Annotated in this window: 9 protein-coding genes, 1 tRNA gene and 1 rRNA gene; 10 read left to right on the forward strand and 1 reads right to left on the reverse strand. The window is 70.2% G+C overall.

Annotated elements, in window-relative coordinates; all coding sequences use genetic code 11:
* From rrf to ACFY93_RS32380, 3 genes are all read left to right on the forward strand, one after another.
* Window positions 1-88, forward strand: a 5S ribosomal RNA gene (rrf, locus tag ACFY93_RS32370); the annotation flags it as partial.
* Window positions 89-205: 117 nt separating this feature from the next.
* A complete protein-coding gene (locus ACFY93_RS32375) occupies window positions 206-868 on the forward strand; it encodes a DegT/DnrJ/EryC1/StrS family aminotransferase (protein WP_391365518.1) in 663 nt (220 codons plus the stop codon).
* Window positions 869-998: 130 nt separating this feature from the next.
* A tRNA-Thr gene (locus ACFY93_RS32380) sits at window positions 999-1,071 on the forward strand.
* A gap of 83 nt (window positions 1,072-1,154) precedes the next feature.
* Here ACFY93_RS32380 and ACFY93_RS32385 read toward each other — a convergent pair.
* Window positions 1,155-3,896 (reverse strand): SpoIIE family protein phosphatase, encoded by a 2,742-nt coding sequence (locus ACFY93_RS32385; protein ID WP_391365481.1) that lies wholly within the window; start codon window positions 3,894-3,896, stop codon window positions 1,155-1,157.
* Between the two features lie 315 nt (window positions 3,897-4,211).
* Between ACFY93_RS32385 and ACFY93_RS32390 the strand changes: the two genes are divergently transcribed.
* From ACFY93_RS32390 to ACFY93_RS32420, 7 genes are all read left to right on the forward strand, one after another.
* Window positions 4,212-9,707: a HAMP domain-containing protein gene (locus ACFY93_RS32390; protein WP_391365482.1), complete on the forward strand. Its 5,496-nt coding sequence runs from the start codon at window positions 4,212-4,214 to the stop codon at window positions 9,705-9,707.
* Window positions 9,708-10,035: 328 nt separating this feature from the next.
* Window positions 10,036-10,719, forward strand: coding sequence for a response regulator (locus ACFY93_RS32395; protein WP_391365483.1), 684 nt, complete (start codon window positions 10,036-10,038; stop codon window positions 10,717-10,719).
* 112 nt (window positions 10,720-10,831) lie between these two features.
* Window positions 10,832-13,675, forward strand: a complete 2,844-nt coding sequence (locus ACFY93_RS32400; protein ID WP_391365484.1) for a DNA translocase FtsK — start codon at window positions 10,832-10,834, stop codon at window positions 13,673-13,675.
* 279 nt (window positions 13,676-13,954) lie between these two features.
* Window positions 13,955-14,860, forward strand: coding sequence for a RodZ domain-containing protein (locus ACFY93_RS32405; protein ID WP_391365485.1), 906 nt, complete (start codon window positions 13,955-13,957; stop codon window positions 14,858-14,860).
* 113 nt (window positions 14,861-14,973) lie between these two features.
* On the forward strand, window positions 14,974-16,458 hold the full coding sequence (gene rimO, locus ACFY93_RS32410) for a 30S ribosomal protein S12 methylthiotransferase RimO (protein ID WP_391365486.1): 1,485 nt from the start codon (window positions 14,974-14,976) through the stop codon (window positions 16,456-16,458).
* Window positions 16,455-17,168, forward strand: coding sequence for a CDP-diacylglycerol--glycerol-3-phosphate 3-phosphatidyltransferase (gene pgsA, locus ACFY93_RS32415; RefSeq protein WP_391365487.1), 714 nt, complete (start codon window positions 16,455-16,457; stop codon window positions 17,166-17,168). Before rimO ends, pgsA begins: the two co-directional genes overlap by 4 nt.
* A complete protein-coding gene (locus ACFY93_RS32420) occupies window positions 17,165-17,710 on the forward strand; it encodes a nicotinamide-nucleotide amidohydrolase family protein (protein ID WP_391365488.1) in 546 nt (181 codons plus the stop codon). The genes pgsA and ACFY93_RS32420 overlap by 4 nt, the downstream gene beginning before the upstream one ends.
* Window positions 17,711-17,733 lie beyond the last annotated feature (23 nt).

Raw genomic sequence — 17,733 nt, forward strand, 5'->3', positions numbered from 1 at the left:
CGGTTACATTCCGAACCCGGAAGCTAAGCCTCACAGCGCCGATGGTACTGCAGGGGGGACCCTGTGGGAGAGTAGGACGCCGCCGAACTACCTTTGAAAAAGGGCTGGTTCCCGAACTTCGGTTCGGGGACCAGCCCTTTTTTGTCGGCCGACACTTGGCGTTCACGTTGTGCGGCCAACATCCCTGCACATGGGGACTGTTGAGATGCTCAGAGCCGCAGGCGTCGGGATGGGCGACGAGGTCGTCGTGCCGGCGTTCGGAAGCGCCGAACTCGCCCAGGCCGTGAGCCTGACCGGCGCCGTACCGGTCTTCGCGGACATCGATCCGGCGACGTACTGCCTTGACGCAGCTGCTGTCGAGGCAGTCGTGACCGCGCGGACGGCGGCACTCGTGGTCGTCCACCGCTTCGGCCGGCCGGCCGACGTGCCCCGGCTGCGGGACGTCGGTGACCGCCGCGGGCTCCTGGTGCTCGAACACGGGGAGACGCGGGAGCCGTACGACGAGATCGCGCAGCGCAGGGTGCGCGCCGCCTATCTGGACGCCCGGTTGAACGGGGTGCGTACACCGGAGGCTGTCGACGGGCACACGTATCAGCAGTACGTGGTACGGGTGCCGGGCAACGGCCGGCCAGACCGTGACGCCTTCGCACGAGCCGTACAGGCCAGGGGAGTCCACTGCCGCGTGCCGGTTCAGACCCCCGTTCACCGGCTGCCGGAATTCCGGCGGGACGTGTGTCTTCCCGAGACCGAGCGGGCGGCGGACGAGACGCTCGCGCTGCCGCTGCGAGCGGCCTCGGACAAACGGGAGATGCAGCGGATCGTGTCCGCGTGCAATGCGCTCGGAGGGCTGCTCCAGCCGGCCTTCTGAACAGCGCTTTCCCTGAACGGCCGGCATGGCGGGTCGAGCGCGGGCAGGACTCGAACAGGGTTGGGAGCACGCTTCTGTTCGGGGTATGCTCTATTCCGTTGCCGCGAGGGAAACCTCGAAAGGGCGACAGGCCCCTATAGCTCAGTCGGTAGAGCGTCTCCATGGTAAGGAGAAGGTCAACGGTTCGATTCCGTTTGGGGGCTCGCAGAGAATAGGCCTCCGCCCGTCAGGGCGGGGGCCTTTCGCATGTGCCGACCGAATTCGGCCCGCCCGGTCCGTGCGCGGTTCAGTCCGTGCGCAGGCCCGGTACGCGCATCGCGAGAATGGCCATGTCGTCCGACGGGGCGTCCGAGGCGAAACGCTCGACCGCGCGCATGATGCGGGCCGCGACCGCGCCGGCCGTCAGACCCGTGCAGGTCGTGAGGACGTCCGCGAGGCCGTCGTCCCCGAGCATGCGGGTGCCCTCCCGGCGCTCCGTGACGCCGTCCGTGACGCACAGGAGGACATCGCCCGGGTCGAGCGTCACCGTCTCCTCGTAGAGCTCCAGGTCGTCCATGACACCGAGCAGCGGCTGGGGTTCGGCGGCCGGCTCGACCGTGCCGTCCTGGCGCAGCCGCAGCGGGAGGGGATGGCCGGCGCAGACCACCTTGAGCAGCGCCGAGCCGTCCTCCTGCGGCCACAGCTCGCCGTAGAGCAGCGTCAGGAAGCGGCTGCGGGCGCCCTCGTCGAGGATCGCGGAGTTGAGGCGCTCCAGGACGGCGGGGCCGCCGAAGCCCTCGCGCGCCAGCAGACGCAGCGCGTGCCGGGCCAGGCCGGTGACCGCCGCCGCCTCCGGGCCCGTACCGCAGACGTCGCCGATCGCGAAGCCGTACGCGCCGTCGCGGATCGGGAAGAGGTCGTAGAAGTCGCCGCCCACCTCGTTGCCCTCGCCGGCCGCCCGGTAGATGACCTCAACCTCGACGTTCGGGACGTCGGGGAGCTCCGGCGGCAGGAGGCTGCGCTGGAGGGACTGGCTGATGGCCGTGCGCTCCGAGTACAGGCGCGCGTTGTCCAGGGCGAGGGCGGCACGTCGGGAAAGGTCCTCGGCGAGTTCCAGGATCTCCTGGCGGAAGTGCTCGTCCGTGGGCTTGCCGAGGGTCAGCATCCCGATGACGCGGTTGCGGGCGACCAGCGGCAGCACGACGGTCTCCCCGCCGACCGCCGAGGCCGTCGACAGGGTCGTGCCCACACCTGAGGTGACCGTGGAGGGTTCGCCCAGGCCGAGGCTGCGCATGGAGGTGCGCAGGGCCGCCTGGTGGGCGGCCTCCGCGGGCGCCTGCCACACCCGGGCCCCGGGGGTCGGCACCGGGTCGGGCGGCGAAATCTTCGACAGCAGGGCCTTGAGGCCGTCGATCCGCTCCTCGTCCTCGTGCAGGACGTACGAGAGGTACGGCTCGGAGGCCTGGTCGGCGATCGTGTAGACGGCGCACCAGGTGGCCAGGGTCGGCACGGTCATCTGGGCCATCAGGGCCAGCGTCTGGTCGCGGTCCAGGGTGCCCGCGAGGAGGTCGGAGGCCTCGACCAGGAAGGAGAGGGAGCCGCGGCGCAGGCGCTCCAGCTCGCCCAGCCGGGCGGACTCCACGGCGAGGGCGATGCGGTCGGCGGCGAACTGGAGGCGCAAGGCCTCCTCGTTCGAGTATCTGCCGGGGCCTTCGGCGGCGACGCCGAGCGAACCGGTGAGACGGCCCTCGACCTTGAGCGGCACGGTGACGACCGAGCGCATGCCGGTCCCGTTCAGCAGGGGGACGGCGCCGGGTACGACGGTCAGGTCCTCGTGGACGGCGGGCATACGGGCCGAGCCGTAGCGGCCGGGGCCGGCCTCGACGGGGACGCGGGCGAAACGCTGGCGGGCGGAGGGCAGACCGGTGGAGGCGCGCACCTCCAGCTCCGTCTCGTCGTCGGTCGCCAGGAGCAGGAAGGCGGAGTCGGCGTCGAGCATGTCGCGGGCCCGCTCCACCGTGCGCTGGAGGAGGCCGTCCAGGTCGTCGGGGGCCGGTGATCCGATGAAGATCTCGAAGGGATCCGAGGGCTGCCCCTCGGAGCCTGCCGAGGCGTCCGAGGAGGACATCCGGGTGGGGGTCTGCAGGACGGCGCGCTCGTGCTCCCGCACGAGGAGGCAGACCGTGGAGGGTTCGCCGGTGGTGTCGCGGACCCTCAGGTGCGAGGCGTACACGGGGACGACGCGGCCGGCGGAGTCACGGACGCCGTAACTGCCTTCCCAGCGGGAGAGTTGGAGGGCCTCGACGATGCCGGTGCTGGTACCCGGGGTGTGCGGCCAGGCCGCCAGGTCGGTGAGGGGTTTGCCGGCGACCTGCTCGGCCGCGTACCCGAAGAGCTCCTCCGCGTCCTCGTTCCAGGACGTGATCGCGCCGACGCGGTCGATCTGGACGACCGCCACGCGCACGCGCGTGTCGGCGAGCGGGAGGAGTTCGGCCGGAAGGGCCGGGCCGGCCGAGCGCGTGCCCACCGGGCGGTCGGGGAGGTCGAGTTGGAACCAGACCTGCTTGTGGGCGGGCGTGTACTCGACGCCCCAGCGGCGCGCCAGGGCCGCACACAACTGAAGGCCCCGGCCGCCCTCGCGGTCGGGGCTGCCCATGTCGACGGACGCGCCCTGGAGCGGGACCTCGCGCTCCGGGTACCGGTCCGCGACCTCGATGCGCACGCCGTAGTCGGTGCGCAGGCAGGTGACGTCGGCTGCCGTGCCCGCGTGCACCACCGCGTTGGTGACCAGTTCGCTGGTGAGGACGACCGCGTCGTCGACGATGTCGGCGCAGCCCCAGCCCTGGAGGGTGTCGCGGACGAAGGAGCGGGCGGTCGCGACCGATCGTCCGACGGGCTCGAAACTGGCGGCCGCGCGCGCGGTGATCACAGAACTCCCTGTCTCTACGTGCGGGGCATGGCCGGCCGGCCCCTGCTGTTCGGGCAGCAGACGGTCCCCCGTCGGCCGGGGATCCTGGGGTTGCCCCCCGGGATGGAGTCCGGTGGTCATGGTGCGGTGCCCCTTCGACGCCTGCCCGCTCGTGGTCGTCCACCGTCCAGGCCGGACGGGTTTCAGGTGGCTGGACAGCCGCATGCAAGGTTACTTACCTTCACCGTCCATGCGGATGCCGGTCGCCAGTGTTTCCCCCGAGGGTGTGCGGACGGTGTGCGAAGCTGCCGAACTGTTATGGCCTGGTTCAGCCATGGTGAAACACTGGGCAGGCTTAGGAGGAAGGTCCGGGCAGGCAGAGTGGTAACCGAGCGGTAGCAGAGCAGTACCTGAGTACGCCGAGCAGTAATGGTCGACCCTTGCGGGAGGGACACAGTGGAGTCTGGCGCAGCGACGCGGGGCACTGAAACGCGCGCAAAAGGCGGACAACCCCACGGTAACCAGCGCAAACCACGCAATGGGACGACCGAGGTGGACACGGCTGCCCTGAATCGGTTGATGGCGGCGCTGGTGTCGATGCGGGACGGCAATTTCCGCAAGCGGCTGACGGTCTCGGGCGACGGGGTGATGTCCGAGATCGCGGCGGTCTTCAACGAGGTCGCCGACCGCAATCTGCATCTGACCGGTGAGCTGTCGCGGGTGCGGCGCGTGGTCGGCCGTGAGGGAAAACTCACGGAGCGGCTGGAGACGGGCGCCTGCGAGGGCTCCTGGGCGTCGGCGATCGACGCGTCCAACGCCCTGGTCGAGGACCTCGTCCGGCCCGTCTCCGAGGTGGGCCGGGTGCTCTCCGCGGTGGCGGAGGGCGATCTGGAGCAGCGCATGGAGCTGCGCACCCAGGTGCCGGACGGCGGCGGGCATCCGCTCCGGGGCGAGTTCCTCAAGGTCGGGCGGACGGTCAACAACCTGGTCGACCAGCTGTCGACGTTCACCGACGAGGTCACGCGGGTGGCCAGCGAGGTGGGCACGCAGGGCAAGCTGGGCGGGCAGGCCCGGGTGCGCGGGATGTCCGGTTCGTGGAAGGACCTCACGGACTCCGTCAACACCATGGCGCACCGGCTGACGGCGCAGGTGCGTGACATCGCTCTCGTGACGACGGCCGTCGCGAAGGGCGATCTGTCCCGCAAGGTCACGGTGCACGTGGCCGGGGAGATGCTGGAGCTGAAGAATACCGTCAACACGATGGTGGACCAGCTGTCGTCCTTCTCCTCCGAGGTGACGCGCGTCGCCCGCGAGGTCGGCACCGAGGGCGAACTCGGCGGCCAGGCGCGGGTGCCGGGTGTGGCCGGCGTGTGGAAGGACCTCACCGATTCGGTGAACCTGATGGCCGGCAACCTGACCGCGCAGGTGCGGGGGATCGCCGAGGTCACCACGGCGGTCGCCAGCGGCGACCTGTCACGGAAGGTCACCGTGTCGGCGCGCGGCGAGGTCGCGCAGCTCGCCGAGACGATGAACCAGATGACCGAGACGCTGCGCACGTTCGCGGACGAGGTCACACGCGTGGCCAACGAGGTCGGGGCCGAGGGCAGGCTCGGCGGTCAGGCGAACGTGCCGGGGGCGGCGGGGACGTGGAAGGACCTCACCGACTCGGTGAACACGGTCTTCCGCAACCTCACCACCCAGGTGCGTGACATCGCGGCGGTGACGACGGCGGTGGCCAACGGTGACCTGTCGCAGAAGGTCACCGTCGACGTGGCCGGCGAGATGCTGGAGCTGAAGAACACCGTCAACACCATGGTCGACCAGCTGTCGTCCTTCGGTGACGAGGTCACGCGCGTGGCCCGGGAGATCGGTGTCGAGGGTGAGCTGGGTGGCCAGGCGCAGGTGCCGGGCGCGGCCGGTACCTGGAAGGACCTGACGGACTCCGTCAACACCGCGTTCCGCAACCTCACCGGTCAGGTGAGGAACATCGCGCAGGTGACGACGGCGGTGGCCAACGGTGACCTGTCGCAGAAGGTCACCGTGGACGTCTCCGGCGAGATGCTCCAGCTGAAGAACACCGTGAACACGATGGTCGACCAGCTGTCGTCGTTCGCCGACCAGGTGACGCGCATGGCCCGGGACGTCGGCACGGAGGGCCGCCTCGGCGGCCAGGCGCGCGTGGACGGCGTCTCCGGTACGTGGAAGGAACTCACCGACTCCGTCAACTTCATGGCGGGCAATCTCACCTCCCAGGTACGGCAGATCGCCCAGGTGACGACGGCCGTGGCGCGGGGTGACCTGTCGCAGAAGATCGACGTGGACGCGCGCGGCGAGATCCTGGAGCTGAAGAACACCATCAACACGATGGTCGACCAGCTCTCCGCCTTCGCCGACCAGGTGACGCGGGTCGCCCGTGAGGTGGGTACGGAGGGCCGCCTCGGCGGTCAGGCGCAGGTGCCCGGCGTGGCCGGTGTGTGGCGCGATCTCACGGACTCCGTGAACGGCATGGCCGGCAACCTCACCGCCCAGGTGCGCAACATCGCCCAGGTGGCGACCGCGGTGGCGCGGGGTGACCTGTCGCAGAAGATCGACGTGGACGCGCGCGGCGAGATCCTGGAGCTGAAGAACACCCTCAACACCATGGTCGACCAGCTCTCGAACTTCGCGGAGCAGGTCACGCGGGTGGCCCGAGAGGTGGGAACCGAGGGCATGCTCGGCGGCCAGGCCGAGGTGCAGGGGGTCTCCGGGACCTGGAAGGACCTCACCCAGTCCGTCAACTTCATGGCGAACAACCTCACCATCCAGGTGCGCAACATCGCCGAGGTGACGACGGCGGTCGCCAAGGGCGACCTGTCGAAGAAGATCACCGTCGACGCCAGGGGAGAGATCCTCGAACTCGTCACCACGGTCAACACGATGGTCGACCAGCTGTCCAACTTCGCCGAGCAGGTGACCCGGGTGGCCCGCGAGGTGGGCACCGAGGGCAACCTGGGCGGCCAGGCCCGGGTGCCCGGTGTCACCGGCATCTGGAAGGACCTGAGCGACAACGTCAACGTCATGGCGAACAACCTCACCAACCAGGTGCGGAACATCTCCCAGGTCGCGACGGCGGTGGCCAACGGCGACCTGACCAAGGAGGTCACGGTCGAGGCGAGCGGCGAGGTCGCGCAGCTCGCGGACACCGTCAACACCATGGTCAAGACGCTGAGCTCGTTCGCCGACCAGGTCACGCGGGTGGCCCGCGAGGTGGGCACGGACGGCATCCTCGGCGGTCAGGCGCGCGTACCCGGCGTGTCCGGCACGTGGAAGGACCTGACCGAGTCCGTGAACGGGATGGCGTCCAACCTGACCGGTCAGGTGCGCAACATCGCGATGGTCACCACGGCCATCGCCAAGGGTGATCTGACCAAGAAGATCGACATCGACGCGCGCGGCGAGATCCTGGAGCTCAAGACCACCATCAACACCATGGTCGACCAGCTCTCGTCCTTCGCGGAGGAGGTCACCCGGGTCGCCCGCGAGGTGGGTACTGAGGGACAGCTGGGCGGCCAGGCGCGGGTGCGCGACGTCGACGGCACCTGGCGGGACCTCACCGAGTCGGTGAACGAGATGGCCGGGAACCTCACCCGGCAGGTGCGCGCCATCGCGCGGGTGGCGACCGCGGTGACCCGCGGCGACCTGAACCTGAAGATCGACGTGGACGCCTCCGGGGAGATCCAGGAGCTTCAGGACTACATCAACAAGATGATCGCCAACCTCCGCGACACCACCATCGCCAACAAGGAGCAGGACTGGCTGAAGGGCAATCTCGCCCGGATCTCGGCGCTCATGCAGGGCCGGCGGGACCTCGCCGACGTGGCCTCGCTGATCATGAGCGAGCTGACCCCGGTCGTCTCCGCGCAGCACGGCGCGTTCTTCCTGTCGATGCCGCTGGTCGACGGCAGGGACCCGAGCGGCGAGGACGAGGACGCGTACGAGCTGCGGATGCTCGGTTCGTACGGGTACTCGATGGGCTCCATGCCGACGTCGTTCCTGCCGGGGGAGGCGCTGATCGGGACGGCCGCCAAGGAGCGGCGCACGATCCTCGTGGAGAAGGCGCCGAGCGGCTATCTGAAGATCTCCTCCGGGCTCGGGGAGGCGCCCCCGGCGCAGGTGATCGTGCTCCCCGTGCTCTTCGAGGGGACCGTCCTGGGAGTCATCGAGCTGGCGTCGTTCACGCCGTTCACGCAGATCCAGCGGGACTTCCTCAACCAGATCGCCGAGATGATCGCGACGAGCGTCAACACCATCTCCGTCAACACCAAGACGGAGGTGCTGCTCAAGCAGTCGCAGGAGCTGACCGAGCAACTGCGTGAGCGGTCGGAGGAGTTGGAGAACCGGCAGAAGGCGCTGCAGGACTCCAACGCCGAACTGGAGGAGAAGGCCGAGCTGCTGGCCCGGCAGAACCGCGACATCGAGGTCAAGAACACCGAGATCGAGGAGGCGCGGCAGGTCCTGGAGGAGCGCGCCGAGCAACTCGCCGTCTCCATGCGCTACAAGAGCGAGTTCCTGGCCAACATGTCGCACGAGCTGCGTACTCCGCTCAACTCACTGCTGATCCTCGCCAAGCTGCTCGCCGACAACGCGGACTCCAACCTCACCCCGAAGCAGGTCGAGTTCGCCGAGACGATCCACGGCGCGGGCTCCGACCTGCTCCAGCTGATCAACGACATCCTCGACCTGTCCAAGGTGGAGGCGGGGAAGATGGACGTCTCCCCGACGCGCATCGCCCTGGTCCAGCTCGTCGACTACGTGGAGGCCACGTTCCGGCCGCTGACCGCGGAGAAGGGTCTGGACTTCTCCGTACGGGTGTCGCCGGAGCTGCCCGCCACGCTGCACACGGACGAGCAGCGGCTCCTGCAGGTGCTGCGCAACCTGCTGTCCAACGCGGTGAAGTTCACCGACACGGGAGCGGTGGAACTGGTGATCAGGCCGGCGGGCGCGGACGTGCCCGTGGCCATCAGGGAACAGCTCCTGGAGGCCGGATCGCTGCGGGACGCCGACGCCGATCTGATCGCGTTCTCCGTGACCGACACGGGCATCGGTATCGCCGCCAGCAAGATGCGGGTCATCTTCGAGGCCTTCAAGCAGGCGGACGGGACGACGAGCCGGAAGTACGGCGGTACCGGACTCGGCCTCTCCATCAGCCGGGAGATCGCGCGGCTGCTCGGCGGGGAGATCCACGCGCAGAGCGAACCGGGGCGCGGCTCCACGTTCACGCTGTATTTGCCGCTGCACCTGAGCGAACTGCCCCCGCAGGGCTACGGGCAGCTCGCGCCCGCCATGGAGCCCGGTGAGCTGCTCGCCTCCGAGGCCGTGCCGTCCGGGCCGGGCGTCGAGACGCCGGCCGAGGTGAAGTCGTACCAGGAGACGCAGAACGGGCCCGCCGCGCTCTTCAGGCGGCGCCGTCGGCCGGCACCGGCCGTGGAGCAGGGGTCCGTGCCCGCGGGGCAGTCGCCGGCCGCGGCGGGCCAGGAACAGTGGGCGTCCGCCGACGGGCAGGAGACGGGGTCGCAGCCGCGGCGCGGCATCCGGTTCGAGGGCGAGAAGGTGCTGATCGTCGACGACGACATCCGTAACGTCTTCGCGCTCACCAGCGTCCTGGAGCAGCACGGTCTGTCGGTGCTGTACGCCGAGAACGGCCGCGAGGGCATCGAGGTCCTGGAGCAGCACGACGATGTGACGGTCGTCCTGATGGACATCATGATGCCGGAGATGGACGGATACGCGACGACCACGGCGATTCGCCGGATGCCGCAGTTCGCCGGTCTGCCGATCATCGCTCTGACCGCCAAGGCGATGAAGGGCGACCGGGAGAAGGCGATCGAGTCGGGAGCGTCCGACTACGTGACCAAGCCGGTCGACCCCGATCATCTGCTCTCCGTGATGGACCAGTGGATGCGCGGGCGGTGACGGCCACGCTCGCCGGGCCCGCGGGCCGGTGCGCGGGCGGCGGACGGCTACGGAGTGTCAGTGGCCCGTCCGCCGGGCCGGCCGTGCCGACGCCGGTGCCACGGGTCCGCTCCGCCGACGACCATGGGGGAGGCTGTGTAGAAGTGTGCGATTCGGGGAACCTTCTGGTCTCCCGCCGCGTTTCCGCTCTGTGCACAGTGACATCGCGGTGACAGGGTGTGGCGACAGGCGGGGTGCGGCTACCATGACCGGCACAAGGACGGGCGGCGCAAGGGAGTCGTCCCCTGAGGCGGCGCCCGGTGCACTGCCGGGGCGAGGAGGGCGGGCCATGGTGCAGAAGGCCAAGATCCTCCTGGTCGATGACCGGCCGGAGAATCTGCTGGCGCTGGAGGCGATCCTCTCTGCGCTCGATCAGACACTGGTGCGGGCATCGTCCGGGGAGGAAGCGCTCAAAGCGCTGCTGACGGACGACTTCGCGGTCATTCTGCTGGATGTCCAGATGCCGGGTATGGACGGTTTCGAGACCGCGGCCCACATCAAGCGACGGGAGAGGACCCGGGACATCCCGATCATCTTCCTCACCGCCATCAACCACGGCCCGCACCACACCTTCCGCGGGTACGCGGCGGGGGCGGTCGACTACATCTCCAAGCCGTTCGACCCGTGGGTGCTGCGGGCGAAGGTCTCGGTGTTCGTCGAGCTGTACATGAAGAACTGCCAACTCCGGGAGCAGGCCGCGCTGCTGCGGCTGCAGCTGGAGGGCGGCGACAAGGCCACGCTCGGCCAGAGCAAGGAGCCGGCCGGTCTGCTCGCCGAACTCTCCGCGCGGCTCGCGGCCGTCGAGGAGCAGGCGGAGGCGCTCTCCAAGCAGCTCGACGACGACTCGGCGGACGCGGCCGCCGTGGCGACCGCGGCCCATCTCGAACGCAAACTCACGGGCCTGCGCAGGGCGCTGGACGCCCTCGAGCCGGGCACGGGCGGCGGCGCGCCCCAGGTGCCGTCGCAGAACTGATCCAGCGGAACCGGCCCGTCGCACGGAGAGCCCTGCGGTGCCCCGCTCGTGAGGACGCGTCAATTCAACGCCTCGGCAAGAGCGACACGAACGGGTGAAACGGTAGGCACACGTGTCGGTGGTGGTCTCCACCGGTAACCTCACACCCATGGCCCCACGTCAGTCCGCAGCCAAGAAGCCGCCCGCGAAGAAGGCGGCTGCTCCGAAGAAGGCTCCGGCGAGGAAGGCCCCCGCGAAAAAGGCGGCTGTGAGGAAGGCGCCCGCCAAGAAGGCCGCGGCGAAGAAGCCGCCGCCGCCTCCGGCACCCAACCCGACCGCGGGCGTGTACCGGCTCGTGCGGGCGCTGTGGCTCGGTGTCGCGCACGCCGTCGGAGCGACGTTCCGCGGTGTGGGGCGCGGCGCGAAGGGCCTCGACCCGGCGCACCGCAAGGACGGCGTCGCTCTGCTGCTGCTCGGCCTCGCCCTGATCGTCGCGGCCGGCACCTGGTCGAACCTGCGCGGTCCGGTCGGCGACCTCGTCGAGATGCTGGTGACCGGCGCGTTCGGCCGCCTCGACCTGCTCGTCCCGATACTGCTCGGCGTCGTGGCGGTGCGCCTGATCCGGCACCCCGAGAAGCCCGAGGCCAACGGCCGCATCGTGATCGGCCTGTCCGCGCTGGCCATCGGTGTGCTCGGCCAGGTCCACCTCGCGTGCGGCGCGCCCGCCCGCAGCGAGGGCATGCAGGCGATAAGGGACGCCGGCGGACTGATCGGCTGGGGTGCCTCCACCCCGCTGACGTACTCGATGGGTGACATGCTCGCCGTCCCCCTTCTCGTGCTGCTCACCGTCTTCGGCCTGCTGGTCGTCACGGCGACCCCGGTCAACGCGATCCCGCAGCGGCTGCGCCTGCTCGGCGTCAGGCTGGGCCTCGTCGCCGACACCGGCGAGGACGACTTCGCCGAGGACGCCTTCGGCGAGGACGACGAACTGTACGAGGATCAGTGGCGCGAGGCGCTCCCGCGCTCCCGCCGCCGCCCGCCCGCCGCCGAGCCGTACGACCCCGGTGACGCCGAACACGAAGCGCTGACCCGGCGCCGGGGCAGGCCGAGGCGGCCCGCCGTGCGCCAGCCCGACCCGAACCGCCCGATGGACGCCGTCGACGTCGCCGCCGCGGCCGCCGCGGCCCTCGACGGGGCGGTGCTGCACGGCATGCCGCCCTCCCCGCTGGTCGCCGACCTGACGCAGGGCGTCGGCACCGAACGGGACGGCTACGAGGAGACGACACCGGTACCCGCGGCGCGGTCCAGGAGCGCGAAGGGCGCGAAGGGCGCGGAGAGGACGCAGGGCGCGCAGAGGACGGAGAACGCGGAGAGCGCCGCGCCCGCCAGGGGAGCGAAGCAGACGGCGTTCGAGTCCGACTCGGTGCCCGACCTGACCAAGTCGGCGCCCGACGCCCCGCGCGAACTGCCCGCCCGCGCCGAACAGCTCCAGCTCTCCGGTGACATCACCTACTCGCTGCCCTCGCTCGACCTCCTGGAGCGCGGCGGCCCCGGCAAGACCCGCAGCGCGGCCAACGACGCGGTCGTCGCCTCCCTGTCGAACGTCTTCAGCGAGTTCAAGGTCGACGCCGCCGTCACCGGCTTCACCCGTGGCCCGACGGTGACCCGCTACGAGATCGAACTCGGCCCCGCCGTGAAGGTCGAGAAGATCACGGCGCTCGCCAAGAACATCGCGTACGCCGTCGCCAGCCCCGACGTGCGGATCATCAGCCCGATCCCGGGCAAGTCCGCCGTCGGCATCGAAATCCCCAACACGGACCGGGAGATGGTCAACCTCGGTGACGTGCTGCGGCTCGCGGACGCCGCCGAGGACGAGCACCCCATGCTCGTCGCGCTCGGCAAGGACGTGGAGGGCGGCTACGTGATGGCCAACCTCGCCAAAATGCCGCACATCCTGGTGGCCGGCGCGACCGGGTCCGGCAAGTCGTCCTGCATCAACTGCCTGATCACCTCGGTCATGGTGCGCGCGACCCCCGAGGACGTCCGCATGGTGCTCGTCGACCCGAAGCGCGTCGAGCTGACCGCGTACGAGGGCATCCCGCACCTGATCACGCCGATCATCACCAACCCGAAGCGTGCCGCGGAGGCGCTGCAGTGGGTCGTACGCGAGATGGATCTGCGCTACGACGACCTCGCGGCGTTCGGCTACCGGCACATCGACGACTTCAACGCGGCCATAAGGAACGGCAAGGTCAAACTGCCGGAGGGCAGTGAGCGCGAGCTGACCCCGTACCCGTACCTGCTGGTGATCGTCGACGAGCTCGCCGACCTCATGATGGTCGCGCCGAGGGACGTCGAGGACGCCATCGTGCGGATCACCCAGCTGGCGCGGGCCGCAGGCATCCACCTGGTGCTCGCCACCCAACGGCCCTCCGTCGACGTCGTCACCGGTCTGATCAAGGCCAATGTGCCGTCCCGGCTCGCCTTCGCCACGTCGTCCCTCGCCGACAGCCGCGTGATCCTGGACCAGCCCGGCGCGGAGAAGCTGATCGGCAAGGGCGACGGCCTCTTCCTGCCGATGGGGGCGAACAAGCCGACCCGTATGCAGGGCGCGTTCGTCACCGAGGACGAGGTCGCGCTCGTCGTCCAGCACTGCAAGGACCAGATGGCGCCGGTCTTCCGGGACGACGTCACCGTGGGCACCAAGCAGAAGAAGGAGATCGACGAGGACATCGGTGACGACCTCGACCTGCTGTGCCAGGCGGCCGAGCTGGTCGTCTCCACGCAGTTCGGGTCCACCTCGATGCTCCAGCGCAAGCTGCGCGTCGGTTTCGCGAAGGCCGGCCGGCTCATGGACCTGATGGAGTCGCGCAACATCGTCGGCCCGAGCGAGGGGTCCAAGGCGCGCGACGTGCTGGTGAAGGCCGACGAGCTGGACGGGGTGCTCGCGGTGATCCGCGGGGAGACGCAGGACTGAGCGGCGGTGGGCGTCGCACGGCTGCGCGAGGGCGTCGCCGCAGGGGTGGGGCGAGGCCATGCGGGTATACGAACGTGACCCACCCGTAAGCAACCGGCGGGCAACTGTTTTCCTTGGCCGTACGTCAAGTTGAGGGAAAGGCAGTCACATGCCCCGACATCAGGATGACCGGCCATTCTGATGGCGTACAAAGTCGTACCGCCCGGTTGCCCCACCCTTTCGCACCCCCCCTAGACTGAACCTCCAGCACAGGTGGCTAGACGCTCGAAAGGCGCCCCCGTGTCCATCGGTACATCCCCTGACGGCAACTCTCCCGAGGACAAGCGTCCGGACGGCCACGCTCTCGAAGACGAGCGTCCGTTCGAACTCGACCGCGTAGGCGATCACGGTCTCGGCCATGAGGCCGACGGCCCCTCGATCGGCCGATCCCTGCGCCAGGCGCGCATCGCGGCCGGACTGACCGTCGACGACGTCAGCAACGCCACCCGCGTCCGCATCGCCATCGTGCACGCCATCGAGCGGGACGACTTCACGCCGTGCGGCGGAGACGTCTACGCCCGCGGCCACATCCGCACCGTGGCCCGAGCCGTCCGTCTCGACCCGGCGCCCCTGCTCGCGCGCTACGACGCCGAGCACGGCGGCCGCCCGGCACCGACGCCGGCCGCCCCCCTCTTCGAGGCGGAACGGATCCGCCCGGAGCGCCGGGGGCCCAACTGGACCGCCGCCATGGTCGCCGCGATCGTCGCGGTGATCGGCTTCGTCGGCTTCACCCTCGTCAGCGGGGAGGACGAGGGCGGCACGAAGACCCAGGCCGCCGAGGGACCGACGCCGACGACGAGCAAGTCCGCCGCCGAGCCGAGCCCGAGCAAGCCCGCCGACCCGAAACCGGACCCGACCGACAGCGCCATCGCGGCCGCCCCGCGCGACCAGGTGACCGTCCAGGTCAGCGCCCCGGAGGGGCGCAGCTGGATCTCCGCCAAGGACCACAACGGACGCCTGCTGTTCGACGGTCTGCTGGAGCAGGGCGACTCCAAGACCTTCGAGGACAAGCAGCGGATCGACCTCGTCCTCGGCGACGCGGGCGCCATCCGGCTCCACGTGAACGGCAAGGAGATCAAGGACGAGTTCCAGCCCGGCCAGGTCGAGCGCCTCACCTACACCAAGGGCGACCCCGAGGTGGGCTGAGGGCCCGCGGGCGGGGCCGGCGGCACTGCCGCGGCACGGACGAACACGGTCAGGCCGGGGCCGGCCAACCCCGTCGACGTGGGCCATCGGTCGGACGAAGTACTCTAGAGCCCATGCCTGAACGCCGTACCGTCGCACTCGTCACCCTTGGCTGCGCCCGTAACGAGGTGGACTCGGAGGAGCTCGCAGGCCGCTTGGAGGCGGACGGCTGGGACCTCGTGCAGGACGCCGAGGAAGCGGACGTCGCCGTCGTCAACACCTGTGGCTTCGTCGAGGCCGCCAAGAAGGACTCCGTCGACGCCCTTCTGGAGGCCAACGACCTCAAAAGCCACGGCAGGACCCAGGCCGTGGTCGCGGTGGGCTGCATGGCCGAGCGGTACGGCAAGGAGCTGGCCGAAGCGCTGCCCGAGGCCGACGGAGTGCTCGGTTTCGACGACTACGCGGACATCTCCGACCGCCTCCGGACCATCCTGAACGGTGGCATCCACGCCTCGCACACTCCGCGCGACCGGCGCAAGCTGCTGCCGATCAGCCCGGCCGCGCGGCAGGACGCGGGCTCGGAGGTGGCACTCCCGGGACACGGCGCCCCCGAGGACCTCCCCGAGGGACTGGCGCCCGACTCCGGTCCGCGCGCCCCGCTGCGCCGCCGGCTCGGCGGCTCGCCCGTCGCCTCCGTGAAGCTGGCCTCCGGCTGCGACCGGCGCTGCTCCTTCTGCGCCATCCCGTCCTTCCGCGGCTCCTTCATCTCCCGGCGCCCCAGCGACGTCCTCGGCGAGACCCGCTGGCTGGCCGAGCAGGGCGTCAAGGAGGTCATGCTGGTCTCCGAGAACAACACCTCGTACGGCAAGGACCTCGGCGACATCAGGCTCCTGGAGACGCTGCTGCCCGAGCTCGCCGAGGTGGACGGCATCGAGCGGGTGCGGGTCAGCTATCTGCAGCCCGCCGAGATGCGGCCCGGCCTCATCGACGTGCTGACCTCGACGCCGAAGATCGCCCCCTACTTCGACCTGTCCTTCCAGCACTCCGCGCCCGACGTGCTGCGCGCCATGCGCCGCTTCGGCGACACCGACCGCTTCCTGGAGCTGCTGGACACCATCCGCGCCAAGGCCCCGCAGGCCGGCGTCCGCTCCAACTTCATCGTCGGTTTCCCCGGCGAGACCGAGGACGACCTGGCGGAGCTGGAGCGGTTCCTCACCGGCGCGCGGCTGGATGCGATCGGCGTCTTCGGGTACTCCGACGAGGAGGGCACGGAGGCGGCGACGTACGAGCGCAAGCTCGACGAGGACGTCGTCGCCGCGCGGCTCGCGCGGGTCTCCCGGCTCGCCGAGGAACTGGTCGCGCAGCGTGCCGAGGAGCGCGTGGGCGAGACCGTGCACGTGCTGGTCGAGACCGTCGACTCCGCCGAGGAGGAGTGGGCCGCGACCGGCCGCGCCGAACACCAGGCCCCGGAGACGGACGGCCAGGTGCTCCTCACGAACAGCGAGGGCCTGACGGTCGGCCGTATGGTCGAGGCGAAGGTGGTCGGGACGGAGGGTGTCGACCTGGTGGCCGAGCCTCTGTCGGGTTCGCTCGGATGTACTGAGGAGGCGGGCAGATGACCGGAATCCCGGCGTCCGCGGCGGGCGGCTCCGCCGGCGCGCAGGGTGCGGCGCAAGCCCCCGGCGCTCCCGCAGGAGTGAAGCCGGCGCGAACCGGGAAGCTGGGAGCGGCTGCCGTGAACCAGGCGAGCGTGTGGAACGTCGCGAACCTTCTCACCATGCTCCGGCTCGTGCTCGTGCCGGGCTTCGTGGCGCTGATGCTCGCCGACGGCGGGTACGACCCGGCCTGGCGGGCCTGGGCCTGGGCCGCCTTCGCCGTCGCCATGATCACCGACATCTTCGACGGCCATCTGGCGCGTACGTACAACCTCGTCACCGACTTCGGGAAGATCGCCGATCCCATCGCCGACAAGGCGATCATGGGGGCGGCGCTGGTCTGCCTGTCCTACCTCGGCGATCTGCCGTGGTGGGTGACCGGGGTCATCCTCGGACGGGAGCTGGGGATCACGCTGCTGCGCTTCCTGGTGATCCGCTACGGCGTGATCCCGGCCAGCCGCGGCGGCAAGATGAAGACCCTGGCCCAGGGCACGGCCGTCGGCATGTACGTCCTGGCACTGACGGGGCCCCTGGCCACGCTGAGGTTCTGGATGATGGCCGTGGCGGTCACGCTGACGGTGGTGACCGGGCTGGACTACGTAAGACAGGCCATTGTGCTGCGCCGCAGCGGGATCGCCGCGCGCCGAGCCGCCGCCGAGGAGGCGGAGCGGTGAGTTCCGTGGCCGCCGACGTGCTGCGACTACTGACGGTCAGGGGCGAGACGCTCGCTGTCGCCGAGTCGCTGACCGGCGGCCTGGTGGCCGCGGAACTGACCGCGGTGCCGGGGGCGTCCAAGGCGCTGAGGGGCTCCGTCACCGCCTACGCCACCGAACTGAAGCACCGGGTGCTCGGCGTCGACGCCACCCTGCTGGCCGAGCACGGGGCGGTGGATCCGCAGGTCGCGGCCCAGATGGCGGCCGGAGTGCGGAAGGCGCTGGGTGCCGACTGGGGCATCGCGACCACGGGTGTCGCCGGGCCCGACCCGCAGGACGGGCAGCCGGTGGGCACGGTTTTCGTTGCCGTCGCGGGGCCGCCCGGGCCCGCCGACGGCGCGGTCGATGGCGGGAAAGTGGCCTCACTGCGGTTGAACGGCGTCCGGGCGGAAATCCGTATGGAGAGTGTACGGAGCGTACTCGCGCTGCTCCTGGAGGAGCTCGAGGGAGAACGGACCGGAAACGAGCGGGCACAGGATACGGAACAGAACGGGGGGACTTGATGTTTGCAGCCCAGAGTGAACAC

Origin of the sequence: Streptomyces sp. NPDC008313 (assembly GCF_042956125.1) — a bacterium.
GTDB lineage: Bacteria > Actinomycetota > Actinomycetes > Streptomycetales > Streptomycetaceae > Streptomyces.

What these genes read in the sequence shown, in the direction of transcription:
- ACFY93_RS32385 (WP_391365481.1), bottom strand. Translation starts at nt 3,896, where the DNA reads ATGACCACCGGACTCCATCCCGGGGGGCAACCCCAGGATCCCCGGCCG.
- ACFY93_RS32395 (WP_391365483.1), top strand. Translation starts at nt 10,036, where the DNA reads ATGGTGCAGAAGGCCAAGATCCTCCTGGTCGATGACCGGCCGGAGAAT.
- pgsA (WP_391365487.1), top strand. Translation starts at nt 16,455, where the DNA reads ATGACCGGAATCCCGGCGTCCGCGGCGGGCGGCTCCGCCGGCGCGCAG.
- ACFY93_RS32375 (WP_391365518.1), top strand. Translation starts at nt 206, where the DNA reads ATGCTCAGAGCCGCAGGCGTCGGGATGGGCGACGAGGTCGTCGTGCCG.
- rimO (WP_391365486.1), top strand. Translation starts at nt 14,974, where the DNA reads ATGCCTGAACGCCGTACCGTCGCACTCGTCACCCTTGGCTGCGCCCGT.